Raw genomic sequence first — 25,045 nt, forward strand, 5'->3', positions numbered from 1 at the left:
TACGTTCTTCGATAAGCCGGCGTCAGTTGGACTTCGCCGTGATCCACACGGTGATGGCGACGAGTGCGCCGATGCCGAAGATCCAGATGAACAGACCCTCCGAGACGGGGCCGAGGGATCCGAGATCCATGCCGCCCACCTGAGTCGCCTTCTGCTGGAAGAGCAGCGCCGAGATGATGTCGCGCTTGTCCTCGGGCGTCAGGTTCATGTCGCCGAAGACCGGCATGTTCTGCGGGCCGGTGACCATCGCCGCGTACATGTGCAGGGCGCTGGTCTTCATGAGACCGGGGGCGTACTTGCCCTCGGTCAGCGCGCCGCCGGCGCCGGCGACGTTGTGGCACATCGCGCAGTTGATTCGGAAGAGCTCGGCGCCGTGCGCCACATCGCCCTTGCCGTCGGTGATCTTCTCATCGGGGTAGGTGGGGCCGGGCGCGACCGACTGCACCCAGGCCGCGACGTTCTTGATCTGCTCCTCGGTGAACTGCGGGTGCTTCTGCGGCGCCTGCGGTCCCTGCATCTGCAGCGGCATGCGTCCCGTCGACATCTGGAACTCGACGGCCAGCTCGCCCACGCCGTAGAGGCTGGGACCGGTCGACGTGCCCTGCAGGTTCATGCCGTGGCAGGTCGCGCAGTTCGCCTGGAACAGCTTCTGGCCGTCCTCGGTCGACACCGCGGCGGTGACGGACGCCGGCTCGGTGGCGGCGAACGCCGCGCTCGCACCGGCGTAGACGCCGCCGGTGATCATCAGGCCTGCGCCGATCAGCGCCGCCGCGGCCAGGGGGCTGCGACGGCCGGTACGGCGCTTCTTCTCACGTGCCATGTCGGGAATCCGCTCCGCTTCTTACTTGAGGAAATAGATGACGAAGAACAGCACGATCCAGACGACGTCGACGAAGTGCCAGTAGTAGGACACCACGATCGCGGTCGTCGCCTCCTTGTGCGTGAAGTTCTTGACGGCGAAGGCGCGGCCCAGGGTCAGCAGGAACGCGACCAGGCCGCCGGTGACGTGCAGAGCGTGGAAGCCGGTGGTGATGTAGAACGCAGAGGCGTAGGAGTCGGCCGAGATCGGCATGCCCTCCGCGACGAGCTGCGAGTACTCCCACACCTGGCCGGACACGAAGAACGCGCCCATGATGAAGGTCAGCCAGAACCACGGGACCATGCCCCAGCGCTTGCGGCCCTTGTCGTTCACGGCCGTGTACGGCTGCATGCGCTCGGCGGCGAACACGCCCATCTGGCAGGTGAACGATGACGCCACCAGGACCAGGGTGTTGATCGCGGCGAACGGCACGTTCAGGTGCTCGGTGCGCGAGGCCCAGAGCTCCGGAGAGGTGCTGCGCAGGGTGAAGTAGATCGCGAAGAGTCCCGCGAAGAACATCACCTCACTGCCGAGCCAGACAATGGTTCCCACAGCCACCGGGTTGGGGCGCTTGATCGTTCTCGCCGCCGGGGCATACGTCGCTGAGGTCGTCACCCGTCCATTATGGCCGATCCGCGGGGCCGATTGTCGCACCGGGCCCGGCGGTTCAGCCCGCCCCAGCCTCGGTGCGACCTCGGAACCCGCCGCGAATCCCCTGAGAGACGCGGCATGGCGGGGGAGCGCCGGGATCCTGACCCCGCGATCACGACTGCATCACATCGATAGGATCTCTGGCATGGCGGAAGCTCTGACCTGGCCCGATGTCCTCTCCACCCTGCTCGCCGGACGTGATCTGAGCGTCTACGAGTCCACGTGGGCGATGCGTCAGGTGATGCGCGGCCAGGCCACCGAGGCGCAGCTCGCCGGATTCCTCATCGGCCTCCGCGCGAAGGGGGAGACGATCGACGAGGTCGTCGGCTTCCGCGACGCGATCCTCGAGGCGGCGGTGCCCCTGCCGGTCTCCTCGGACGTGCTCGACATCGTCGGCACCGGCGGCGACCGGATCGGGACCGTGAACGTGTCGACGACCGCGGCGATCATCATCGGCGCGACCGGCGTGCCCGTGGTCAAGCACGGCAACCGCGCCGCGAGCTCCTCCTCGGGGTCGTCCGACGTGCTGGGCGCGCTGGGACTGCAGCTCACGCTGGATCCGCAGTCCGTCTCCGAGATCCTCGATCGCACCGGCATCACCTTCGCGTGGGCCGGCGCCTTCCACCCGGGCTTCAAGAACGCGGCAGCGGTGCGTTCGGAGCTGGGCGTGCCGACCGTGTTCAACATGCTCGGCCCGCTCTGCAACCCGGCGCGCGCCGAGGCGAACGCCGTGGGCGTCGCCCAGCTCGACCGCGTCCCGCTGATCACCGGCGTCTTCCGCACGCGCGGCGCCACGGCGCTCGTGTTCCGCGGCGACGACGGGCTCGACGAGCTGACGACCACGGGGCACAGCCGGATCTGGGAGGTCACCCGCGGCGACATCCACGAGCATGACCTCGATCCCCGCGATCTCGGCATCCCGCTCGCCGAGCTCGAGGACCTCATCGGAGGCTCGCCCGAGCACAACGCGGGCGTGCTGCGCCGCACGCTGGAGGGCGAGCGTGGGGCCGTCCGCGACATCGTGCTGCTGAACGCCGCGGCCGGCATCGTGGCGTACGAGCTGTCGCACGACGCCGCGCAGGCGCAGGTGCCGATCGTGCAGCGTCTGCGCGACGCGCTCACGAAGGCCGAGGCCGCCGTGGACGACGGGAGCGCGCTGGCCAAGCTCGACGCCTGGGTGGCGGCGTCGCGGGAGCTCGCCGCGAGCTGACGGCGGGAGGCCGGGATGGATCCGCAGGAGGCGCTGCTCGAGATCGCGAGGCTGCTGGAGCGCGAGCGCGCGTCGAGGTACCGGGCGAAGGCGTTCCGCGCCGCGGCGGCGACGTACGAGGCCCTTCCCGACGACGCGAGGCAGGACCTGGGGCGGATCCAGCAGGCCAAGGGGATCGGCGCGTCGACGTTCGAGGTGATCCGGCAGGCCCTCGCCGGCGAGACGCCGTCGTACTTGGTGGAGCTGCGCGGCGAGGTCGAGCCGGAGATCGTCTCCGAGCTGCGCTCCCGGCTGCGCGGCGATCTGCACGCGCACACCGAGTGGTCGGACGGGACGACGCCGATCGCGGCGATGGCGGACGCGGCGCGGGCGCTGGGCCACGAGTACCTCGCCATCACCGACCACTCGCCGCGTCTCCGTGTCGCGCGGGGCCTGACCGCGGAACGGCTGCGCACCCAGATCCCCGAGGTGCGTGCGCTCAGCGGAGACGGCCTGACCATGCTCGCGGGGATCGAGGTCGACATCCTCGAAGACGGACGCCTGGATCAGGAGGACGCCCTGCTCGGCGAGCTCGACGTGGTGGTCGCCTCCGTGCACTCCAAGCTCGCGATGGAGCCGGGGCCGATGACCAGGCGCATGATCGCCGCGGTGTCGGATCCGCGCGTCAGCGTGCTCGGGCACGTCACGGGGCGGCTCGTGCAGGGGGAGCGGGGCACGCGGCCGCCGTCGAGGTTCGACGCCCGTGCGGTCTTCGAGGCGTGCGCCGAGCACGGCGTCGCGGTCGAGATCAACTCCCGCCCGGAGCGGCAGGACCCGCCCGACGAGCTCATCGCGGTCGCGCTCGAGGCGGGCTGCCTCTTCTCGATCGACTCCGATGCGCATGCTCCCGGGCAGTTGTCCCTCCTGGACCACGGCGCGCAGCGCGCGGAACGTGCCGGGGTCCCCGCGGAGCGGATCGTCACCACGTGGGGGCTCGAGCGACTGCGGCGCTGGGCCGGCTGAACCGATCCGAGCGACGCGCGGGCGTCAGGCGGTGCGCTCGAGGGCTTCGAGCGCGCGCGCCATCGACGTGCCGAGGTTCCACCGCTCGGCGACGGCGACCGCGGCGGCGGTCTCCGCCGTGTCCAGCGGGCGCAGGGCGTCGGTCGGCACCGAGATCGGGAGCGCCGTGGCGACGCGCACGACGGTCGGAGCCACGTCGAGGTAGTCGGACGACGCGAGGATCTTGTTCGCCACGCCGGCGGACATGCCCGTCGCCGTCTCGGCGGCGGCGCGGATCGCGGGGAGGTCTCCGTGCACGGCCAGGAGGTTGGCCGCCGTCTTCTCGCCCACCCCGGCGACGCCGGGGAGCCCGTCCGAGGCGTCGCCGCGCATCGTGGCGAAGTCGGCGTACTGGCTCGGCAGCACGCCGTACTTCGTGACGACCGTCTCCTCGGTGACCGTCTCCAGGTTGCTCATCCCGCGGGCCGTGTAGATCACGCGCACCGCGCGGCCGTCGTCGACGAGCTGGAACAGGTCGCGATCTCCGGTGACGATGTCGACCGGCATTCCCGCGATCGTCGCCAGGGTGCCGATCACGTCGTCTGCCTCGTGCTCCGCGACGCCGATGATCGGGATCCGCAGCGCGCCCAGGGCCTGTCGGATGATCGGGATCTGCGCCTCGAGGGGGTCCGGCACCTCCTCGACGTCGGCGCCGCCCGGGACGACCTCGACCACCCGGTGCGCCTTGTAGCTGGGGATGAGGTCGACGCGCCACTGCGGGCGCCAGTCGTCGTCCCAGCATGCGACGAGATGCGTGGGGCGATAGGCGCCGACCAGTTTCGCGATCATGTCGAGAAGGCCGCGTGCCGCGTTCACCGAGGTGCCGTCAGGAGCCTTGACCGCATCGGGCACCCCGTAGAACGCACGGAAGTACAGGCTGGCGGTGTCGAGCAGGAGCAGCTTCGGAGCGGCGTCGGTCATGCCCACAGTCTGCCAGGCGGGGGCACGCGGCTGTCGGAACGCGGGCCGCACGACGCCCGGGGGCCGGGTGATGCTCCGGGAACACCGTGCCCGGAGTCCGTGTTGCATCCGCTGTGCGCAGAGTCCGCCACGCCGCCTGATCCGCCTGCGAATGCGGTTTCCGCAGCTCACGGCGACCTGATAGCATGAACTGTCACCCGTGGGGGCTTCCTCACGTGTGCGTGACGAACAACACACATCCATTTCGCCGCGACGCGATCCTGTGCTCCCTGAGGAGCGCGCGTCGTGGCCCGAGTATCCATCAACAAGGACAACCCACTACATGACTACCGCAACGGCCGCCCCGGCCACCAAGCAGGTCGCGATCAACGACATCGGATCTGCCGAGGACTTCCTGGCTGCGGTCGAGAAGACTCTGAAGTTCTTCAACGACGGCGACATCATCGAGGGCACGATCGTCAAGATCGACCGCGACGAGGTGCTGCTGGACGTCGGCTACAAGACCGAGGGCGTCATCCCCTCGCGCGAGCTGAGCATCAAGCACGACGTCGACCCCAACGAGGTCGTCTCCGTCGGCGACCAGGTCGAGGCCCTCGTCCTCCAGAAGGAGGACAAGGAAGGCCGTCTGATCCTGTCCAAGAAGCGCGCCCAGTACGAGCGCGCCTGGGGCGACGTGGAGAAGATCAAGGAGAACGACGGCGTCGTCACCGGTCAGGTCATCGAGGTCGTCAAGGGTGGACTCATCGTCGACATCGGCCTCCGCGGCTTCCTGCCGGCCTCGCTCATCGAGCTGCGCCGCGTCCGCGACCTCACGCCGTACCTCGGCCAGGAGCTCGAGGCCAAGATCCTCGAGCTCGACAAGAACCGCAACAACGTGGTCCTCTCGCGCCGCGCCCTGCTCGAGCAGACGCAGTCCGAGTCGCGCACCACGTTCCTCAACAACCTGCACAAGGGCCAGGTCCGCAAGGGCGTCGTCTCGTCGATCGTCAACTTCGGTGCGTTCGTCGACCTCGGCGGCGTGGACGGCCTCGTGCACGTCTCCGAGCTGTCCTGGAAGCACATCGAGCACGCCTCCGAGGTCGTCGAGGTGGGCCAGGAGGTCACCGTCGAGATCCTCGAGGTCGACCTCGACCGCGAGCGCGTCTCCCTGTCGCTGAAGGCGACGCAGGAGGACCCGTGGCAGGTCTTCGCCCGCACCCACGCCATCGGCCAGGTCACCCCGGGCAAGGTCACCAAGCTCGTCCCGTTCGGTGCGTTCGTCCGCGTCGCGGACGGCATCGAGGGCCTCGTGCACATCTCCGAGCTGTCCAGCAAGCACGTCGAGCTGGCCGAGCAGGTCGTCTCGGTGGGCGAAGAGGTGTTCGTCAAGGTCATCGACATCGACCTCGAGCGTCGCCGCATCTCGCTGTCGCTGAAGCAGGCCAACGAGTCGGTCGACCCGTACGGCACCGAGTTCGACCCGGCTCTGTACGGCATGCTCGCCGAGTACGACGAGAACGGCGAGTACAAGTACCCGGAGGGCTTCGACGCCGAGACCGGTGCGTGGAAGGAAGGCTTCGACGCCCAGCGCGAGGCTTGGGAGCAGGAGTACGCCGCTGCCCAGGCTCGCTGGGAGGCGCACAAGGCTCAGGTGCTCAAGGCCGCCGAGGCCGAGGCTGCCGCGGGCGACGACTTCGGGGGCGCGCAGTCGTTCTCGAGCGAGTCCACCGGCGCCGGCACGCTCGCCGACGACGAGGCTCTCGCGGCTCTCCGCGAGAAGCTCTCGGGCGGCAACGCGTAAGCATCGCCTCATCGGAACGGGCCGTCACCTCGCCTTCGGGCGGGTGGCGGCCCTTTCCGCATCCTCGACGCGCCTCCCGTCGGAGCGACGCCGCCGGCATGTGAGGATGGAGCACATGGATCCGCTCCTGCCGCGTCCCCCTCGCGGCACGCGAATGCGGATCCTCGCCCCATGAGCTTCGCGGGTCACGCGCCCGGTTCCGCGGAGTACCGGCGGCTGATCCTCGGACTGTTCTTCGCTGGAGTCGCGACCTTCGCGCAGCTCTACGCGCCCCAGGCCGTGCTGCCTCAGATGGCCCGTAATCTCGCGATCCCGCCGGCCACGGCGGCGCTGAGCGTCTCGGCCGCGACCCTGGGGCTCGCCGCCTCGGTCATCGGCTGGTCGGTCGTCGCCGACCGCGTCGGACGCGTGCCGGTGATGGCGGTCGGAGTGATCGCTGCGACGGTGCTGGGCCTGCTCGCTCCCTTCAGCGGGAGCATCGTCGTGCTGCTCGTGGTGCGCGGCGCCGAGGGTGTGGCCCTGGGCGCGGTCCCCGCCGTCGCGCTGGCCTACCTCGCGGAGGAGGTGGGGCCGCGTCACGCCGCGGCGGCCGCAGGCAGCTACATCGCCGGCACGACCGTCGGCGGCCTCGCGGGGCGCATCGTCTCGGGCCTCGTGGCGGAAGGCGGCGGGTGGCGCGCCGGGGTGTGGACGGCGACCGGGCTCTGCGCGGTGGCGGCCGTGCTGTTCCTGTGGCTGGCGCCGCGCTCGCAGGGGTTCGTCCCACGGATCCCGGGGAGCGAGCGCGGCGCAGGTGTCCCGGCACGCCTGCGTCGCCTGCTGCGCTCGCCTCGCCAGCGCGCGCTCTACGCGCAGGGGTTCCTGCTCATGGGGGCCTTCGTCGCCGTGTACAACTATCTGGGCTTCCACCTCGCCGCGCCGCCGTTCGCCCTGCCGGCCTGGTTCGTGACGCTGCTCTTCCTCGCGTATCTCGCCGGCACGTTCTCCTCACCCTGGGCCGGCGTGCTCGCCTCCCGCATCGGGCGGTATCCGGTGCTGCTGGGCGCGATCGCCGTCATGGCGTGCGGAGCGCTGCTCCTGCTGGCGTCGAGCACGATCGCGGTGCTCGCCGGCCTGCTGCTGTTCACCGCGGGCTTCTTCGGCGCGCACGCGGTGGCATCGGGGTGGACCTCGGTCGCCACGGAGGCCGACAGCCGCGCCCAGGCGTCGTCCCTCTACTACTTCGCCTACTACGCCGGATCGAGTCTGTTCGGCTGGATCCTGGGAGTCGTGTTCGGCTCCGCGGGATGGGCGTGGTTCGCGGCGATCGTCATCGCGATGTGCGCTCTGGCCGCGCTGGCCGCCGCCTCCGCCCTGCGCGGCGCCGACCCGTCACGGCGGTGATCCCGCGCGCACGGCGCCCGGCGGCACCGTGCGAGACTGGCAGCATGCCCCTCATCGCACTCACCGGCGGGATCGCGTCGGGCAAGTCCACGATCGCCGCCCGGCTGGCGGAGCACGGCGCCGTCGTCGTCGATGCCGATCGGATCGTCCGCGACGTGCAGGCACCGGGCTCCCCGGTGCTCGACCGCATCGCCGCAGAGTTCGGCGAGGATATGATCCGGGCCGATGGCGAACTGGACCGTGCCGCGCTCGGCGCACGGGTGTTCGGCGACGCTGAGGCCCTCGGCCGGCTCAACGCGATCGTCCATCCCGCCGTCAAGGCCGAGTCGCAGCGCCGCTTCGCGGCCGCGCGGGATGCGGATCCTGCGGCGGTCGTGGTCTACGACGTGCCCCTGCTCGTCGAGGCGCGGGTCGACGATCCCTGGGATCTGATCGTCGTCGCCGACGCACCGGCCGCGGAGCGCGAGGAGAGGCTCGTGCGTGAGCGCGGCCTCGATCGTGCCGAGGCGCGCAAGCGCATCGCCTCGCAGGTCTCCGACGAGAAGCGCCGGGAGATCGCGGACGTCGTCATCGACACCGCGGGCAGCCTCGACGACACGCTCCGGCAGACGGACGGCCTCTGGCGTCGCCTGAGCGCGGGGGAGACTGCGTGACGGATCTGCTCGCGGCATACGATGCGCAGCTGCGCGGGGAGGCCGAGCTCCAGGGGGCCGACGACGTGCAGACGATCGGCCCGGTGTCGGTCGGGATCTTCCCCGGCGGAGCCGGCTTCGCGAGCTATCGAGACCTGGACGGGCTCGGCGAGCGCCGGATCCGGTCCCTCGTCGTCCAGGTCAGGGAGCACTTCACCCGGCACCCGGCCGTGCGCACGGCGGAGTGGAAGACACGCGGGCACGACGTCGCGCCCGGGCTCGACGCGGCCCTGCACGACGCAGGGTTCGAGCCAGAGGAGACGGAGTCGGTCATGCTGGGCGAGGCGGCGGCGCTCGCGGCCGACCTGTCCCTGCCGGACGGGGTCGTCCTGCGTGAGATCCGTGACGCCCGGGACATCCGCGCGATGGAGCAGATGGAGGCGGCCGTCTTCGGACACGGTGACGGGGAGGCCAGGGCGGAGCACATGATCGAGCGGCTCGCCGAGGGGGAGGACGTCGTCCTCTGGATCGCGGAGGCCGGCGGACGCGTGATCAGCGCCGGGCGCCTGGAGCCGGTGGCGGGCACGGAGTTCGCGGGCATCTGGGGAGGTGCGACCGTTCCGGAGTGGCGCGGGCGCGGCGTCTACCGCGCGCTCACCGCGAAGCGCGCGCAGGCGGCGCTGGCACGGGGGCTGCGATTCCTGCACTCGGACTCCACCGAGTTCTCCCGTCCCATCCTGGAACGCTCCGGCATGCGCCGGTTCACGACCACCACCCCGTGGGTGTGGACGCGGGAGGCGACCGGCTAGTCCCCGGTCGCCGTCGTCCTCCGCCGGCGGGTGCGCCGTCGCACGAGCACGACGACGGCGACGATCAGGCCCACGAGCAGCGCGGCGGCGAGGAGCGGCACGAGGATCGCGGCCGCGGCGAGGACGAACGACACGACGTCCTCCGCGGTGCTCAGCGCGGGCGCGGCGATCCCTGCGGTCGCGGTGTTCGCCGCGACGCGACCCGTCGCCTTCACGACGTGCACCGCCAGCGCGATGAGGACTCCCGCGACGATCGGGATCCAGGCGTGCGTGGAGAAGAAAGTCCCTGGATCGTCGACGGCGACGGTCTGCGCGCTCGCGCCCGCCCCGAAAGCGATGCCGCCCGCCGCGGGCCGGATGATGCTGTGCACGATGTCGTTCAGCGAGTCGAGTGCCGGGATCTTGTCCGCGACGATCTCCAGCACGAGCAGGAGGCCGATGATCCAGAGCGCGAGATCGCTGCTCAGCCAGGTCCATCCCGCGGGGAGCGTGACGGCGGGGAGCAGGCGAGCCGCGAGTCCGAGCAGGAACAGGGGGATCCACGCGTTCAGGCCCGCGGCCGCGGCGAGACTGGATCCGATCACGAACTCGATCACGGCACCACTGTAGGGGCGGGGACCGTCGGTGCGCCCAGGATCGCGCGTCGCTCACTGTCCGGAGCGTGTCTACGAGTGGAGAAACCAACCGATCGGACAGTTTGTACGGATGGTTTGCAATATTCGCCGCGATCGTATATCTTCGTCGGTGGGGCAGTGCGGGGAAGCGCTGTGGGGACAATGGGGAAAAGCTCTGGGGAACTCTGGGGGCTGGACGCACTGCGTCTCCGTCGCGCGCATCGAACCCGCGACGTGCGCGATCTCGGTATCTGAGCTGTGGGCTCAACCGATATCTGGAGTGCAACAGAATGACTGACCTCAAGAGCGGCCTCTCGCGCCGCACCGTGATCAAGGGGGCCGCGTGGTCGGTGCCCGTCATCGCCGTCGCGGCGGCCGCGCCGATGGCTGCGGCGAGCACCACCCCGAACAGCGTCGGATCGCTCGTCGAGTCCTCGCCGAACGTGAAGGACACCGTCCTGTCGGCCTCTTCGTCCCGCGTCGAGTCCTGTTTCCCCGCCAACACGTTCTCCGCGCCGTTCAACCTGATCGCCACGATCACGTACGACAACAGCGACCCTGCGTTCTCGCTCGCCGGCAGCACCGTCACCTCGGCGGGCAGCGTGTGGACGGTCGCCAGCCGGTCCGCGACGTCCGTGACGCTCACCGCCACGCAGACGGTGACCTGCTTCGTCGGGATCACCGGCTTCGACCTGGCCTACAACGCCGGCTCCGCGGTGCCGCCGCTGAACTCGCTGACGCTGAACATCTCGGGCGTGAGCACGGACGGCACGCTGAAGATCGACGGACTCGTGTCGGCGCTCGACGGCGGCCCGGTGGTCGGGCCCAAGGTGCACGACGCCTGAGTCTGCTCTGCGAGGGGCTTCCGGCGCCGATGTCGGAAGCCCCTCGTAGTGTTAAGGGATGCAACCCACACGTTCGGTCCGGCCGTTCGAAGTCGTCTCGGAGTACGCGCCCGCGGGAGATCAGCCGCAGGCGATCGCCGAGCTTGCGGCGCGCATCAACGCCGGTGAGACCGACGTGGTGCTGCTCGGCGCCACGGGAACGGGAAAGTCCGCGACGACAGCCTGGCTCATCGAGCAGGTGCAGCGGCCCACGCTCGTCCTCGCGCACAACAAGACGCTCGCCGCCCAGCTCGCGAACGAGTTCCGCGACCTCATGCCGAACAACGCGGTCGAGTACTTCGTCTCGTACTACGACTACTACCAGCCCGAGGCGTACGTGCCGCAGACGGACACCTTCATCGAGAAGGACTCGTCGGTCAACGCCGAGGTCGAGCGCCTGCGCCACTCGACGACGAATTCACTCCTCAGCCGCCGCGACGTAGTGGTCGTCTCGACCGTCTCGTGCATCTACGGTCTCGGTGCTCCCGAGGAGTACCTGCGCGCGATGGTGGCGCTGCAGGTGGGGGAGCGGTACGACCGCGACGCTCTCATCCGCCAGTTCATCGCCATGCAGTACAACCGCAACGACGTCGACTTCTCCCGCGGGAACTTCCGCGTGCGCGGCGACACCATCGAGATCATCCCGGTCTACGAGGAGCATGCGATCCGCATCGAGCTGTTCGGCGACGAGATCGAGGCGCTGTACTCGCTGCACCCGCTGACCGGTGAGGTGATCGCGAAGCTCGACTCCGTGCCGATCTTCCCGGCGTCGCACTATGTGGCCGGCACCGACGTGGTGCAGCGTGCGATCGGCCAGATCGAGGACGAGCTCACGGAGCGCCTCGCAGAACTCGAGCGGCAGGGCAAGCTGCTGGAGGCGCAGCGACTGCGCATGCGGACGACGTTCGATCTCGAGATGCTGCAGCAGCTCGGCTTCTGCTCCGGCATCGAGAACTACTCGCGGCACATGGACGGCCGCGAGGCCGGAGAGCCGCCGCACACCCTGCTCGACTTCTTCCCCGACGACTTCCTGCTCGTCATCGACGAGTCGCACGTCACCGTGCCGCAGATCGGCGCGATGTACGAGGGCGACGCGTCGCGCAAGCGCACTCTCGTCGACCACGGCTTCCGGCTGCCGAGCGCCCTGGACAACCGCCCGCTGCGATGGGATGAGTTCACCAAGCGCATCGGGCAGACCGTCTACCTCTCCGCGACGCCGGGGAAGTACGAGATGGGCATCGCAGACGGCGTGGTCGAGCAGATCATCCGGCCGACGGGCCTCGTCGATCCCGAGATCGTGGTGAAGCCGTCGAAGGGGCAGATCGACGATCTGCTCGAGGAGATCCGGATCCGGGTCGCGCGGGACGAGCGCGTGCTGGTCACCACCCTCACCAAGAAGATGGCGGAGGAGCTGACCGACTTCCTCGGCGAGCACGGGGTCCGCGTGCGCTATCTGCACTCGGACGTCGACACGCTGCGACGCGTGGAGCTGCTCACCGAACTCCGAGCCGGCGTCTACGACGTCCTGGTCGGCATCAACCTGCTCCGGGAAGGACTCGACCTGCCCGAGGTGTCGCTCGTCGCGATCCTCGACGCAGACAAGGAGGGCTTCCTCCGCAGCGGCACCTCGCTCATCCAGACGATCGGCCGCGCCGCCCGCAACGTGTCGGGCCAGGTGCACATGTATGCCGACACGGTCACCGACTCGATGGCGAAGGCGATCGAGGAGACCGAGCGGCGGCGGGAGAAGCAGATCGCGTACAACACCGCCAACGGCATCGATCCGCAGCCGCTGCGCAAGCGTATCGCCGACATCACCGATGTGCTCGCGCGCGAAGGCGCCGACACGGCCGAGCTGCTGTCCAAGCGTACGAAGTCGGGCCGGGGCAAGTCGCCGACGCCGAATCTGCGCCGCGAAGGCATCGCCGCCGAGGGTGCGATCCAGCTGGAGGAGACGATCGCGGATCTCTCCTCGCAGATGCTCGCCGCGGCGGGTGAGCTCAAGTTCGAGCTCGCAGCGCGACTGCGTGACGAAGTGCAGGACCTGAAGAAGGAACTGCGCGCGATGGAGCGGGCGGGACACGCCTGAGGCGTGTCTGAGCGCGCAAGGCGACGCTGAGGAAGGCGGGGAGCATGGCGGATCCGGCGGTCGTCGAGCTGGCGGACCGCATCCGCGCGCTGCTCGGCGGTGAGGGCGAGATCGAGGAGCGGGCGATGTTCGGCAGTCGCGCCTTCCTGAGCGAAGGCCGGATCCTCGTCGGCGCGCGCAAAGGCGGCACGCTGCTCGTGCGGGTCGCGGCGGAGCGCGCGGCCGCCCTGATCACCGAGCCCGGAGTGTCGCGCGCGGTGATGGGGGCGCGCACGATGAGCGACAACTGGCTCGACGTCTCAGCCGAGGCCGTCGCCGACGACGCGGCGCTCATGGGCTGGATCGACCTCGCCCGCGAGGACGCGGAAGGCGTCTGACGGGCAGGTCCGGCGGCTGCTGCGTGCTCAGGGGCAGTGCATGAGCGGTTTCGGCCCGCTGCGGTCGATCTCGTGCGCCGTCATCGGCGCGCCGCACAGCGGGCAGCCGCGCTGAGCGCGCTCGGCGTCGGACGGCGGCGGCGTCGCCTCGTACGGGCCGACGGAAGCCGGACCGGCGAACCGGATGAGGTTCGTGTTGATCCAGGCGTAGAGTCCACCCGCATCACGGATGCGCTGGCGGAGCGGCGTGTGCTCGGTCGGAGTTTTCACCATGATCATTAGTGTACTAACGATTAGGGCAGTTTGGTACCATCGGATCCGTGAGCGAGACCACGACCGATGACCTTCTCCGGCTGGACAACCAGCTGTGCTTCGCGCTCGTGACCGCAGCCCGCAACGTGGTGGCGGTGTACCGCCCGATCCTCGAGCCGCTCGGCCTGACGCATCCGCAGTACCTCGCGATGCTGGCGCTCTGGGAGGAATCGCCGCGCTCGCTCGGGGATCTGGCTGCGGCACTCGCCATGGAGCCGGCGACCGCCTCGCCCCTGGTCAAGCGGCTGGAGGCGGACGGCCTCATCGAGCGGCGGCGCAGCAGCGCGGATGAGCGCCGGCTCGACATCGCGCTCACTCCGAAGGGCGTCGCGCTCAGGGCCAAGGCAGTGGACGTCCCTCGCCAGGTCATGGCGCGGCTCGGCATGACGGTGCCGGAGGTCGAAGCGGTCCGCGACGCTCTGACCCGGTTCGCGGGCGCCGTCGACCTCTGAGCCCGAGGCGCCGACCTGACACGGCGTCGCACGGCCGGGCCGACCGCCGCATAGGGTGAGGACATGGTCCACGACGACCGGCGTCTGCGGTCGCTCCCGCTCCCGGGAGCGCTGGCGCTCGTGGTGCTCGTGACCGTGCTGCTCATGGCCATCGCCTCGCTCCAGGGCGTGCCCCAGTTCGGCAACCTCCTGCTCGATCGCAGGCCTCCGGCGCCCACCCCGTCGTCCGGCGGACAGACGGCGGGGCCGTCGATCGGTCAGCGGCTGCCGGATCTCCCGCTGCTCGCGGCCATCGCATCGGTCATCGCGATCGTGATGGCAGTCGTCGGGCTGCTGCTGCTCGGCTGGCTGTTCTGGCGCGTGGTCCGGGCGCTCTGGGCGGCGCGGCCGCTGGGTCGCCAGGAGGGCGGCGCGGTCGATGTCGGCCAGCCTGCGGTGGCCTCCGACGACAGCGTCGACGCCGGTGCGATCCGGGACGCCGCCGTCGACGCGCAGCGGGCGATCGACGAGCACCGGGATCCGAGCGATGCGATCGTCGCCGCCTGGGTGGAGCTGGAGCAGGCGTCCGCACGCGCTGGCCGGGCGAGGGCCGAGTCGGAGACGCCCGGAGAGTTCACCGTGAGGATCCTGCGGCGACGCCCCGGGCTGGATGCCGAGCTGGAGACGCTGCTGGCCCTCTACGAGTCGGTGCGGTTCGGCGGGGTGCCCGCAGACGAGCGGGCGCGCGCCGCCGCGCGACGATGCCTCGCTGCCATCGAGGAGGGATGGCGATGAGGCGTCCGATCGTGCTGGCGGCCGTCTGGATCCTCCTCGGCGTCCCCGTCGTGCTGTTCCTCGGTTTCCTCGGAGTGCCGCCGGTCTTCGGCGCGGCGTGGATCCTGGTCTTCGCCGCCGCGCTGCTGATCGCACGGCAGAGCTTCCTCGATGAGGATGGTCCCTGGCCGCCGCCTCCGCCGCAGCCGCTGCAGCGGGGATCGGAGGCCGCTCGGCTCGCCTGGTCGATCGACACCCGCACGGGGATGGTCGGGCCGTCGCTCCGTCGCCGGATCACTGCGCTCGCCGAACGGCGTCTGCGCGAGCACGGACTCCCGCCGGAGACGGCGGACCCGGCCGGCGTGGACGCCGTTCTCGGCGCCGGAGCGCATGCGGCCCTGACCGGACCGGTCCTGCGCCGTGAAGACCTCGAGAGCCTGCTGCGCGCTCTCGAGCAGCCCCTCGTCCCTTCGACCCAGGAGAGCCCATGACCTCGGAGCAGACCGGCGACGACATCACGGACATCACGCGGACGGCCGCGCAGATCCTCGACCGCGTGCGCGCGGTGGTGGTCGGCATGGACGAGCCGCTCACCCTGGCGCTCGCCACGATCCTCGCGGGGGGCCACGTGCTGTTCGAGGACGTCCCCGGCCTGGGCAAGACCCTTGCCGCCCGCAGCCTCGCGGCCGCCCTGGGGCTGGAGTTCCGCCGGCTGCAGTGCACGCCCGACATGCTGCCCGGCGACGTCACCGGGTCGTTCGTCTACGCGCCGGACACGGGGGACTTCCGGTTCCGGCCGGGGCCGATCTTCACCGGCCTGCTGCTCGCGGACGAGATCAACCGCACCACCCCGAAGACGCAGTCCGCGATGCTCGAGGCCATGGCCGAGCGTCAGGTGACGGTCGAGGGCCGCCGCTATCCGCTCCCCGAGCCCTTCCACGTGATCGCGACCTCGAACCCCATCGAGTACGAGGGCACCTTTGCGCTGCCCGAGGCTCAGCTGGACCGCTTCATGGTGCGGCTGGCCGTGGGGTACCCCGTCCAGGAGGACGAGGTGGGGATCGTCGCCCAGCGCATCCGGCGCCGGCGCGAGCACGCCGAGGTGGACGCGGTCATCGACGCGGAGGAGCTGAGGCGGATCCAGGCGGCCGTCGAACGGATCCATGTCGAGGCGGATCTCATCCGCTACGCGGTGGCGCTCGCCCGGGGCACCCGCACGGCGCAGAACGTCGCGGTCGGGGCGTCGCCACGAGGGTCTCAGGCGCTGATCCTGCTCGCGCGTGCCGTCGCGGCGATCGAGGGGCGCGGGTACGTGCGGCCCGACGACCTCAAGCGCGTCGCCGTCCCCGTGCTGGCCCACCGCCTCACGCTGACGCCTCAGGCATGGGCGCAGGGAGTGGATCCGGCGACCGTCGTCGCGGGCGTCGTCGGGGCGACCCCCGTTCCGCCCACGGTCGCGCGGGAGGGAGCACTCCGCGCATGATCGGCGTGCGCTCGACGAAGGACGCTCCGCTGCACTGGAGGCGGACGCCCGTTCCCGCGTCGGCGCTCGCCGGTGCGGTTCTCCTCGCCGGCGCGGGCCTCGTGCTGGGCCGCCCTGATGTCATCGCGGTGGGCCTCCCGCTCGCCCTCGCCGGCGCCTGGGCTCTGTTCCGGCCTCCGCATGCCGGATCCGTGCAGCTCGCTCTGACGCTCGACGCGGAGCCGGACACCGGCGCCGTGGAGGGGCGGATCGAGGTCGGAGGAGACGCCGAGTGGATCCAGCTCGTGGTCGATCAGGGCGGCGAGCGCACCGGAGCCGTCGAGACGGGACCGGGGGAGGCGGCGACCGCGCGCACGCGGATCCTGCATTCCGGTCCGGGGGAGGCCCTGGCGGTGACCGCTCGTGCCTTGCAGCACGACGCATCGTGGGCGAGCATCCCGCTCCCGCGGGTGGCGGCGATCTGGAACGCCGCCCCGGGAACGCGCCGTGCGGCCGAACTGCCGCTGTCGCCGCGGCTGATCGGTCTGCACGGCGGGCACGAGGGGCGGCGCGGGGGCAGTGGAGGGGACTTCCGCGACATCCATCCGTTCGGGCCCGGTGACGAGCTGCGCCGGGTGGACTGGCGTGCGACCGCGCGCATGGCGCGGCGTCCGGGAGACCTCCTGGTGCGGCGCACGAACGCCCTCAGCGACAGCGCCGTCGTCGTCGCCCTGGATGCGGTCGACGACCTCGGGGCCGTCGTGGCGACGTGGGGGAGCGGCGCGACGGCGCGCAGCGGGCCCACCTCGATGGATCTCGGGCGTGAAGCGGCCCTGTCGATCGCCGCGTCGGCGATCGACGCCGGGGATCGTGTGGCCTTCCACGCTCTTGCACCCGGCGGGCGCTCGGTGCGGAGCGGCTCCGGCGCACGTCATCTGGAGCGGTTGCGCGGCGTGATCGCCGGCGTCGGCGCAGACGGCGACGGCACGCGGTACCGGCGCACCCCGCCGGTGCCGCCGGGGTCGATCGTCTTCATCCTGTCGACCTTCTTCGACGGGGCGGCGGCCGACCTCGCACTGCGCTGGAGCGCGAGCGGGCAGGCCGTGGTCGCCGTCGACGTGCTGCCTCCTCCGCGGACCGAGCGCCTGACAGCCGTGCAGACCCTCGCGATGCGGACCCTCCTGCTCGAGCGCGCCGGCGTCCTCCAGGACCTTCGGGGCGCCGGGGTGGAGGTCGTCGCGTGGTCGGCGGAGGACGCGGCGACGGACCTGAGGATCGCGGCCCGCCGGATGCAGCGGGAACGCGGGCGGAGGGCGGGACGATGACGCACGCTCATGAGCTGCGGGTTCCGGGGTCGATGCCGGCGCCGGTGCTGCGGGTGGGCGCGGCGGGGCTGATCGTCGGCGGCGTGCTGCTGCTGAACCCTTATCCGATGTGGTGGACGATCGCGGTCCTCTCCGCACTGCTCTCGGTGCTGATCCCGCGAACGATGGGGTCGTGGGTCGCCATCGCCTGTCTGGCGATGGGGGTGGTCCTGACCGAGCCGTCCGCGGTGCGCACCGCGCTGGCCGTGCTGCTGGTGCACGTCGCGCACGTCGTCGCGTCCTGGGCCTGGGCGGTGCCGTGGCACTCGCGGATCCGGCTCCGCGTGCTGCTCCCCGGCGTGCGGCGGCTGCTCGTGATCCAGGCGATCGCGCAGACGGTGGCGGCGGTGGTCGTGCTGGCCGTTCCGCCCCTGCACGGCCCGGGGTTCTCCTGGCTGGCACCGCTCGGCGCGGCGGTGCTCGCGGGTGCGAGCGCGACCGTGCTGCGGCTGTCCACGGTCGCCGGACCGGATCCGGCGAGCACCGACGATCCGGCGACCGGCGCCAATGTCGGAGGCCGCTCCTAGACTTGACGGGTGCCGATCGTACCCGTAACCAGCCCCGGAAGACTCAGCGTCCGAGGCGCTCGTGTCCACAACCTCCGCAACGTCGACCTCGAGATTCCGCGCGACTCCCTGGTCGTCTTCACCGGGCTGTCCGGATCCGGGAAGTCGAGCCTCGCGTTCGACACGATCTTCGCCGAGGGGCAGCGCCGCTACGTCGAGTCGCTGAGCGCCTACGCCCGCCAGTTCCTGGGACAGGTCGACCGTCCCGACGTCGACTTCATCGAGGGGCTCAGCCCCGCCGTGTCCATCGACCAGAAGTCGACGAACCGGAACCCGCGCTCTACGGTGGGCACCATCACCGAGATCTACGACTACATGCGCCTGCTCTGGGCGCGCATCGGGGTGCCGCACTGTCCGCAGTGCGGCGAGCGCATCCAGCGCCAGACCGTGCAGCAGATCGCCGATCAGCTCATGGAGCTGCCCGAGCGCACCCGCTATCAGATCGTCGCTCCCGTCGTCAGCCAGAAGAAGGGGGAGTTCGTCGACCTCTTCCGCGAGCTCGGGGCGAAGGGCTACGCACGCGCGATCGTCGACGGCGAGCTCGTGCAGCTGGCCGAGCCTCCCGTGCTGAAGAAGAGCTACAAGCACGACATCGGCGTGGTGGTCGACCGCCTCGTCGCGGCCCCCGACATCCTGGGTCGCGTCACCGATTCGGTGGAGACGGCGCTGGGACTCGCCGGCGGCGTCGTGCAGGTGAACTTCGTGGACGAGGAGGGCGACGACGCCTGGCAGTCGTTCTCCGAGAAGCTGGCGTGCCCCAACGGGCACCCGATCACGCTCACCGAGATCGAGCCCCGCACCTTCTCCTTCAACGCCCCGTTCGGCGCATGCCCCGCCTGCTCCGGTCTCGGCACCCGGATGTCGGTGGACGTCGACCTCATGCTCGGCGACGAGTCGCTCTCGATCCGCGAGGGTGCCATCATCCCGTGGACGACCCAGGGCAAGGGTCTGTTCCAGTACTACGAGCGGCTGCTCGAGGGCCTGGCGGTGGATCTCGACTTCTCCCTCGACACCCCGTGGCAGGATCTGCACTCCGACGTGAAGGAGGCGGTGCTCCACGGCGAGAACTACAAGGTCACCGTCAAGTGGAAGAACCGCTACGGCCGCGAGATGCGGTACTCGTCGGGGTTCGAGGGCGTGGTGCCCTACATCGAGCGTCAGTATCAGCAGGCTGAGAGCGACACCCAGCGCAGCCGCTGGGGCGAGTACCTGCGCGAGGTGCCCTGCCCGGTGTGCGACGGCGACCGGCTCAAGCCCGAGGTGCTCGCGGTGCGGGTGCACGGGCACTCCATCGCCGAGGTGTCGCACAAGAGCCTCGCCGAGGCGCAGGACTTCATGCAGCGCCTCGAGCTCAGCCCGCGCGAGGCGAAGATCGCCGCACAGGTGCTGCGCGAGATCCGTCTGCGCCTGGACTTCCTGCTGCAGGTCGGCCTGTCCTACCTCAACCTCAGCCGCTCGGCCGGGTCGCTGTCGGGCGGCGAGGCGCAGCGGATCCGTCTCGCGACGCAGATCGGCTCCGGGCTCACGGGCGTGCTCTACGTGCTCGACGAGCCGTCGATCGGCCTGCATCAGCGCGACAACCGTCGCCTGATCGAGACGCTCCTCACGCTGCGAGACCTCGGCAACACCCTGATCGTCGTCGAGCACGACGAGGAGACCATCGAGGCGGCCGACTGGGTCGTCGACATCGGCCCCGGTGCGGGCGTGAACGGCGGGCTCGTGGTGCACTCCGGTCCGTACGACGCTCTGCTGCGCGAGAAGGGCTCGATGACGGGAGACTACCTCGCAGGTCGTCGTGAGATCGTCACGCCCAGGAAGCGCCGTCGCATCGACCGCAAGCGCATGCTCAGCGTGGTCGGGGCGAAGGAGAACAACCTCCGCAACGTCACGGCCGACTTCCCGCTCGGAGTGCTCACTGCCGTCACCGGCGTGAGCGGATCCGGCAAGTCCTCGCTCGTGAACGACATCCTGTACCGGGTGCTCGCGTCGCGGTTGAACGGCGCACGCACGGTTCCCGGCAAGCACACCAGGGTGACCGGGCTCGACAACCTCGACAAGGTCGTGCACGTCGACCAGGCGCCGATCGGCCGCACCCCGCGCTCGAACCCCGCCACCTACACGGGCGTCTTCGACCGGATCCGCACGCTCTTCAGTGAGACGCCCGAGGCGAAGGTGCGCGGCTATCAGCCGGGACGGTTCAGCTTCAACGTCAAGGGCGGTCGCTGCGAGGCGTGCTCCGGCGACGGCACGATCAAGATCGAGATGAACTTCCTGCCCGACGTGTACGTCGACTGCGAGGTCTGCCACGGCAAGCGGTACAACCGTGACACCCTGGCCGTCCACTACAAGGGCAAGAACATCGCCGAGGTGCTGGAGATGCCGATCGAGGAGGCAGCGGAGTTCTTCGAGCCGATCCAGGCGATCCACCGCTACATGAAGACCCTGGTCGACGTCGGTCTCGGCTACGTGCGTCTCGGCCAGTCGGCGACCACGCTGTCCGGTGGCGAGGCGCAGCGCGTGAAGCTCGCCACCGAGCTCCAGCGCCGCAGCAACGGCCGGTCGATCTACGTGCTCGACGAGCCGACCACGGGTCTGCACTTCGAAGACGTCCGCAAGCTCCTCGAGGTGCTGAACGGGCTGGTCGACAAGGGCAACACCGTGATCGTGATCGAGCACAACCTCGACGTCATCAAGTCCGCGGACTGGGTGATCGATCTCGGTCCGGAGGGCGGGTCCGGCGGAGGCCAGATCATCGCGACGGGCACGCCGGAGCAGGTGGCGCGCAACGCCGACAGCCACACCGGCGCATTCCTCGCGGAGATCCTCGACGGCGCCGTCGCCGCAGGGCGTCCCGGCGCGCGGCGGGTGCTCGAGCGCAAGGCGGGCTGATGGCCGCAGAACTCCCGTACAAGCCCAGGCCGGGGGAGATCCCGACGGATCCCGGGGTGTACCGGTTCCGCGACGCGCAGGGGCGCGTGCTCTACGTCGGCAAGGCGAAGAACCTGCGTCAGCGACTGTCGAACTACTTCGCACCGCTGCGCACGCTCCATGAGCGCACGCGGCGGATGGTCACGACGGCGGCCTCGGTCGAGTGGACCGTCGTGCCGACCGACGTCGACTCGCTGCAGCTCGAGTACATGTGGATCAAGGAGTTCGATCCGCCCTTCAACGTGCGCTACAAGGACGACAAGTCGTACCCGTTCATGGCGATCACGCTCGCCGATGAGGCGCCCAGGGTGATCGTCACGCGCAATCGGCGGATCCCGGGGGCGAAGTACTTCGGCCCGTACCCGAAGGTGTGGACCGTCCACGACACGATCGATCAGATGATCAGGGTCTTCCCGATCCGCACCTGCAGCGATGCGAGCTATCGGAAGGCGATGGCGACGGGGCGTCCGTGCTTCCCCGGGCAGATCGGGAAGTGCGGCGGCCCGTGCTCGATGACGGTGACGATCGCAGAGCACCGTGCGATGGTCGACGACTTCATCGCGTTCATGGAGGGCGGTGACGAGCGGTTCACGCGTGACCTCACGCGGCGGATGCACGAGGCGTCGGCCGCGATGGACTACGAGAGCGCCGCGAAGTACCGCGACAGGCTCGCGTCGATCGACGCGGTGCTGGGCCGCAGCGCCCTGGTGCTGCCGCAGGACGAGGACGCGGATCTGTTCGGCGTCGCCGAGGACGAGCTGTCCGCTGCGATCCAGCACTTCGTGATCCGCGGAGGCCGCGTGCGCGGCGTGCGGGCGTCCACCCTCGACAAGGAGATCGACATCTCGGGGGCGGATCTCGTGGACCAGATCCTCCAGCGCGCGTATGGCGAGGCGAGCGGCGATCAGGTCCCGCGACGCGTGCTCGTGCCTTCGCTCCCCGAGGACGCCGCGGAGCTGGAGGAGTGGCTGCGGGAGCGCCGCGGCCGGAAGGTCGAGATCGCCGTCGCGCAGCGCGGTCAGCGTGCGGAGCTCATGCGCACCGCCACCCTCAACGCGCAGCAGGCGCTGATCCGGCACAAGACGCGCCGATCGAGCGATTACACCACCCGCACGCAGGCGCTCACGGATCTGCAGGAGGCGCTCGGACTCGACGAGGCGCCGCTGCGGATCGAGTGCTACGACATCTCGCACCTCGGCGGCACGAACGTCGTCGCATCGATGGTGGTGTTCGAGGACGGACTGCCCCGCAAGGATCAGTACCGCTCCTTCAACATCGCGGAGACCACCGACGACACCGACTCGATCTACCAGGTGCTGCGTCGTCGCCTCGCGCACATCGATGCTCCCGAGGAGCCCGAGGAGGCGCGGCCGGTCGGCGCTCTCCATCAGGCTCAGGAACCGGGCGAGGAGCTGGTCGTCACGGAGCGGCGCAGGCCGCGGTTCGCGTATCCGCCCCAACTGCTGATCGTCGACGGCGGCAAGCCCCAGGTCGAGGCGGCGGCGCGCGCGCTCCGGGATGCCGGACGATCGGACATCGCGCTGTGCGGCATCGCCAAGCGGCTGGAGGAGCTCTGGCTGCCGGGCGACGAGTACCCCGTCATCCTGCCGCGGACCAGCGAGGCCCTCTATCTCGTGCAGCGGCTGCGCGACGAGGCGCACCGCTTCGCGATCACCCACCAGCGCAAGCGGCGCAAGCGCGACATCGCCTCCATCCTGGGCGAGGTCCCGGGTCTGGGCGCCGCGCGGATCAAGTCTCTGCTGCGGCACTTCGGGTCGGTCGCCGCGCTGCGACGGGCCAGTGCCGCGGAGATCCAGGAGGTGCAGGGGATCGGTCCGGCTCTGGCCGAGGCGATCCGGGTGCACCTCGCGTCCGAGGCGGTCCCCGCCAAGGAGCTCGCGATGGCCGGTGCCGGATCCGATTCCGATGCCTCGGCGACCCCGCCTTCTGACTAGGCTGGGAGGGAGCGAGGAGGAGAGCAGATGAGCGCCGACCAGGGTGAGTTCCTGATCGTCACCGGAATGTCGGGCGCTGGTCGCTCGACCGTCGCCAACGCGCTCGAGGATCTCGGGTGGTACGTCGTGGACAACCTCCCGCCGCAGATGCTCCGGCCGCTGCTCGACCTCGCCAACCTCGGAGGCGCGGCGCTGCCGAAGGTCGCCGCGGTGGTCGACGTGCGCGGCCGCGATCTGTTCGACGGGTTCCCCGGCGTGGCCAGGGCGCTGCGCGAGCACGGCTCGGTCCAGGTCGTCTTCCTGGACGCCTCGGACGACGTGCTGGTGCGCCGTTTCGAGTCGGTCCGCCGCCCGCACCCGCTGCAGGGCGACGGCACGCTGCTCGACGGCATCCGCACCGAGCGGACCAGGGTCGCGCCGCTGCGCGAGGCGGCCGACATCGTCATCGACACCTCGAACTTCAACGTGCACCAGCTCGCGACCAAGGTCAACGAGGTGTTCGCCGAGGAGGGCGCCGCGCGGCACAAGCTCACCGTCATGAGCTTCGGCTTCAAGTACGGACTGCCCTCGGATGCCGACCTCGTGGCGGACATGCGCTTCCTGCCGAACCCGTTCTGGATCGATGAGCTGCGCGGATCGACCGGGCTCGATGCCGAGGTGCGCGACTACGTGCTCAGCCGGGAGGGCGCTCAGGAGTTCCTGGACGCGTACACGGCCGCGCTCCGACCGATCCTCGAGGGCTACCAGCGCGAGAACAAGAGCCACTCCACGGTCGCGATCGGCTGCACCGGCGGCAAGCACCGCTCCGTCGCGATGGTGGAGGAGCTCGCGGCTCGTCTCGGTCAGATCCCGGGCGTCGCCGTGACCGTGCGGCACCGCGACCTCGGGCGCGAGTGAGACGCTGCCCCGCAGGTGCGGGGGGCCTCGGCCGGGTAAGCTGATCCCTTGCGCCGAGATCCGGCGCCGCCCGTGAGAAGGAGACCCGTGGCACTCACCACCGACGTCAAGGCCGAGCTCGTCAGCATCCGGAACGCACCGCCCTCGGTGCGCGTCGCGGAGGTGACGGCAGTGCTGAGGTTCGCCGGGGGGCTGCACCAGATCGCCAACCGCATCGCGGTCGAGGCAGAGGTGGATGCGGAGCTGCTCGCGCGGCGTGTCGCGCGCGACCTCGCCGAGCTCTTCGGCGTGCGGCCGGAGATCGCCCCGATCCAGGGCGCGTCCAGCCACGATGGGGCGAAGTACGCCGTGCGCGTCATCGCCGCGGGGGAGACTCTGGCCCGTCAGACGGGCCTGCTCGATCAGCGTCGCCGTCCTGTGCGCGGCCTGCCGAACCGCCTCACCACCGGCTCCCGTGAGGAGCTCGCCGGCCTGTGGCGCGGAGCGTTCCTCGCCGCGGGGTCGCTCAGCGAGCCCGGCCGCTCCGCGGTGCTGGAGGTCGCGTGCCCGTCCTCCGAGGCCGCGATGGCCCTCGTCGGCGCCGCGCACCGCATCGGCGTCGCGGCGAAGGCCCGTGAAGTGCGCGGCATGCCCCGCGTGGTGGTCCGTGAGCCCGAGGGCATCCGCGCGATCCTCGCGCTGATGGGCGCGTCGAAGACGGCCGCGGCGTGGGAGGAGATGCGCCAGCGCCGCGAGGTGCGCGCGGGCGTCAACCGTCTCGTCAACTTCGACGACGCGAACCTGCGTCGCTCCGCGCAGGCCGCCGTGGCCGCCTGCGCTCGTGTCGAGCGTGCACTCGAGATCCTGGGCGACGACGTGCCCGAGCACCTGCGCACGGCGGGGGCGCTGCGCCTCGCGCACCGCGACGCGAGCCTGGACGAGCTCGGGCACCACGCCGACCCGCCCCTCACCAAGGACGCCGTCGCAGGACGGATCCGCCGCCTGTTGGCGATGGCCGACAAGCGCGCGCAGACCGAGGGGATCCCCGGCACGGAGGCAGCCGTTCCGGCCGGACTCGACGTCTGACCTCGTCCTTCGCGGGCTTTCGTTCCGGAACGTGGAAACGC

24 protein-coding genes are annotated in these 25,045 nt (G+C 70.6%); 19 read left to right on the forward strand and 5 right to left on the reverse strand.

The features are described from left to right. Positions 1-22 precede the first annotated feature (22 nt). On the reverse strand, positions 23-820 hold the full coding sequence (gene qcrC, locus NFX31_RS06975; protein WP_045252334.1) for a cytochrome bc1 complex diheme cytochrome c subunit: 798 nt from the start codon (positions 818-820) through the stop codon (positions 23-25). Positions 821-841: 21 nt separating this feature from the next. Further along, positions 842-1,474 (reverse strand): aa3-type cytochrome oxidase subunit III, encoded by a 633-nt coding sequence (ctaE, locus tag NFX31_RS06980; protein ID WP_091475785.1) that lies wholly within the window; start codon positions 1,472-1,474, stop codon positions 842-844. Positions 1,475-1,655: 181 nt separating this feature from the next. Here ctaE and trpD point away from each other — a divergent pair, with 181 nt between their 5' ends. Further along, positions 1,656-2,720: an anthranilate phosphoribosyltransferase gene (gene trpD, locus NFX31_RS06985; RefSeq protein WP_091475789.1), complete on the forward strand. Its 1,065-nt coding sequence runs from the start codon at positions 1,656-1,658 to the stop codon at positions 2,718-2,720. A gap of 15 nt (positions 2,721-2,735) precedes the next feature. Then, on the forward strand, positions 2,736-3,722 hold the full coding sequence (locus tag NFX31_RS06990; RefSeq protein WP_262957061.1) for a PHP domain-containing protein: 987 nt from the start codon (positions 2,736-2,738) through the stop codon (positions 3,720-3,722). 24 nt (positions 3,723-3,746) lie between these two features. Here the strand turns inward: NFX31_RS06990 and NFX31_RS06995 are convergent, their stop codons facing one another. Beyond that, positions 3,747-4,682 carry a 5'-3' exonuclease gene (locus tag NFX31_RS06995; protein WP_262957062.1) on the reverse strand — a complete coding sequence of 312 codons (936 nt, stop codon included), beginning with the start codon at positions 4,680-4,682 and terminating at the stop codon, positions 3,747-3,749. A gap of 322 nt (positions 4,683-5,004) precedes the next feature. On the opposite strand from NFX31_RS06995, the gene rpsA reads away from it, so the two are divergent. The 4 genes from rpsA to NFX31_RS07015 all read left to right on the forward strand — a co-directional run bounded on the left by rpsA (position 5,005) and on the right by NFX31_RS07015 (position 9,286). Continuing rightward, positions 5,005-6,462 (forward strand): 30S ribosomal protein S1, encoded by a 1,458-nt coding sequence (gene rpsA, locus NFX31_RS07000; RefSeq protein WP_045252330.1) that lies wholly within the window; start codon positions 5,005-5,007, stop codon positions 6,460-6,462. A 171-nt stretch (positions 6,463-6,633) separates the two neighbouring features. Further along, positions 6,634-7,845, forward strand: coding sequence for an MFS transporter (locus tag NFX31_RS07005; protein ID WP_262957063.1), 1,212 nt, complete (start codon positions 6,634-6,636; stop codon positions 7,843-7,845). A gap of 44 nt (positions 7,846-7,889) precedes the next feature. Continuing rightward, positions 7,890-8,498 (forward strand): dephospho-CoA kinase, encoded by a 609-nt coding sequence (coaE, locus tag NFX31_RS07010; protein ID WP_091475805.1) that lies wholly within the window; start codon positions 7,890-7,892, stop codon positions 8,496-8,498. Continuing rightward, positions 8,495-9,286 carry a GNAT family N-acetyltransferase gene (locus NFX31_RS07015; RefSeq protein ID WP_262957064.1) on the forward strand — a complete coding sequence of 264 codons (792 nt, stop codon included), beginning with the start codon at positions 8,495-8,497 and terminating at the stop codon, positions 9,284-9,286. The genes coaE and NFX31_RS07015 overlap by 4 nt, the downstream gene beginning before the upstream one ends. On the opposite strand, the gene NFX31_RS07020 is transcribed toward NFX31_RS07015, so the two are convergent. Then, complete coding sequence (locus NFX31_RS07020; RefSeq protein WP_262957065.1) at positions 9,283-9,882, reverse strand: DUF4126 domain-containing protein; 600 nt, start codon at positions 9,880-9,882, stop codon at positions 9,283-9,285. The genes NFX31_RS07015 and NFX31_RS07020 overlap by 4 nt on opposite strands. 308 nt (positions 9,883-10,190) lie before the next feature. On the opposite strand from NFX31_RS07020, the gene NFX31_RS07025 reads away from it, so the two are divergent. The 3 genes from NFX31_RS07025 to NFX31_RS07035 are packed head-to-tail and all read left to right on the forward strand — an operon-like array spanning position 10,191 to position 13,250. Next, a complete protein-coding gene (locus tag NFX31_RS07025; protein WP_045252325.1) occupies positions 10,191-10,745 on the forward strand; it encodes a hypothetical protein in 555 nt (184 codons plus the stop codon). Positions 10,746-10,803: 58 nt separating this feature from the next. After that, entirely contained in the window at positions 10,804-12,873 is a 2,070-nt protein-coding gene (gene uvrB, locus NFX31_RS07030; protein ID WP_045252324.1) for an excinuclease ABC subunit UvrB, read from the forward strand. A gap of 44 nt (positions 12,874-12,917) precedes the next feature. Next, positions 12,918-13,250: a TfoX/Sxy family protein gene (locus NFX31_RS07035; protein ID WP_045252323.1), complete on the forward strand. Its 333-nt coding sequence runs from the start codon at positions 12,918-12,920 to the stop codon at positions 13,248-13,250. A gap of 27 nt (positions 13,251-13,277) precedes the next feature. Here NFX31_RS07035 and NFX31_RS07040 read toward each other — a convergent pair whose 3' ends face one another. Further along, on the reverse strand, positions 13,278-13,529 hold the full coding sequence (locus tag NFX31_RS07040) for a hypothetical protein (protein ID WP_420847429.1): 252 nt from the start codon (positions 13,527-13,529) through the stop codon (positions 13,278-13,280). A 41-nt stretch (positions 13,530-13,570) separates the two neighbouring features. Here NFX31_RS07040 and NFX31_RS07045 point away from each other — a divergent pair, with 41 nt between their 5' ends. From NFX31_RS07045 to whiA, 10 genes are all read left to right on the forward strand, one after another. Continuing rightward, on the forward strand, positions 13,571-14,014 hold the full coding sequence (locus tag NFX31_RS07045; RefSeq protein ID WP_045252321.1) for a MarR family winged helix-turn-helix transcriptional regulator: 444 nt from the start codon (positions 13,571-13,573) through the stop codon (positions 14,012-14,014). Between the two features lie 63 nt (positions 14,015-14,077). Then, positions 14,078-14,788 carry a DUF4129 domain-containing protein gene (locus tag NFX31_RS07050; protein ID WP_262957067.1) on the forward strand — a complete coding sequence of 237 codons (711 nt, stop codon included), beginning with the start codon at positions 14,078-14,080 and terminating at the stop codon, positions 14,786-14,788. Further along, positions 14,785-15,258 (forward strand): hypothetical protein, encoded by a 474-nt coding sequence (locus NFX31_RS07055; protein ID WP_262957068.1) that lies wholly within the window; start codon positions 14,785-14,787, stop codon positions 15,256-15,258. Before NFX31_RS07050 ends, NFX31_RS07055 begins: the two co-directional genes overlap by 4 nt. Further along, positions 15,255-16,250 carry an AAA family ATPase gene (locus NFX31_RS07060; protein WP_091475827.1) on the forward strand — a complete coding sequence of 332 codons (996 nt, stop codon included), beginning with the start codon at positions 15,255-15,257 and terminating at the stop codon, positions 16,248-16,250. Before NFX31_RS07055 ends, NFX31_RS07060 begins: the two co-directional genes overlap by 4 nt. Further along, a complete protein-coding gene (locus NFX31_RS07065) occupies positions 16,247-17,554 on the forward strand; it encodes a DUF58 domain-containing protein (protein WP_262957069.1) in 1,308 nt (435 codons plus the stop codon). The genes NFX31_RS07060 and NFX31_RS07065 overlap by 4 nt, the downstream gene beginning before the upstream one ends. After that, positions 17,551-18,120, forward strand: a complete 570-nt coding sequence (locus tag NFX31_RS07070; protein ID WP_139168237.1) for a hypothetical protein — start codon at positions 17,551-17,553, stop codon at positions 18,118-18,120. The genes NFX31_RS07065 and NFX31_RS07070 overlap by 4 nt, the downstream gene beginning before the upstream one ends. Positions 18,121-18,129: 9 nt before the next feature. Beyond that, positions 18,130-21,048 (forward strand): excinuclease ABC subunit UvrA, encoded by a 2,919-nt coding sequence (uvrA, locus tag NFX31_RS07075; protein ID WP_045252316.1) that lies wholly within the window; start codon positions 18,130-18,132, stop codon positions 21,046-21,048. Continuing rightward, the gene (gene uvrC / locus NFX31_RS07080; protein WP_082072502.1) at positions 21,048-23,042 is read left to right on the forward strand and encodes an excinuclease ABC subunit UvrC; all 1,995 of its coding nucleotides are present in this window, start codon (positions 21,048-21,050) and stop codon (positions 23,040-23,042) included. The genes uvrA and uvrC overlap by 1 nt, the downstream gene beginning before the upstream one ends. 27 nt (positions 23,043-23,069) lie before the next feature. Continuing rightward, positions 23,070-23,939 (forward strand): RNase adapter RapZ, encoded by an 870-nt coding sequence (rapZ, locus tag NFX31_RS07085; RefSeq protein WP_045252315.1) that lies wholly within the window; start codon positions 23,070-23,072, stop codon positions 23,937-23,939. An 87-nt stretch (positions 23,940-24,026) separates the two neighbouring features. Continuing rightward, the gene (gene whiA / locus NFX31_RS07090) at positions 24,027-25,004 is read left to right on the forward strand and encodes a DNA-binding protein WhiA (protein ID WP_045252314.1); all 978 of its coding nucleotides are present in this window, start codon (positions 24,027-24,029) and stop codon (positions 25,002-25,004) included. Positions 25,005-25,045 lie beyond the last annotated feature (41 nt).

Origin of the sequence: Microbacterium azadirachtae (genome assembly GCF_025583665.1) — a bacterium.
Classification (GTDB): Bacteria; Actinomycetota; Actinomycetes; order Actinomycetales; family Microbacteriaceae; genus Microbacterium; species Microbacterium azadirachtae.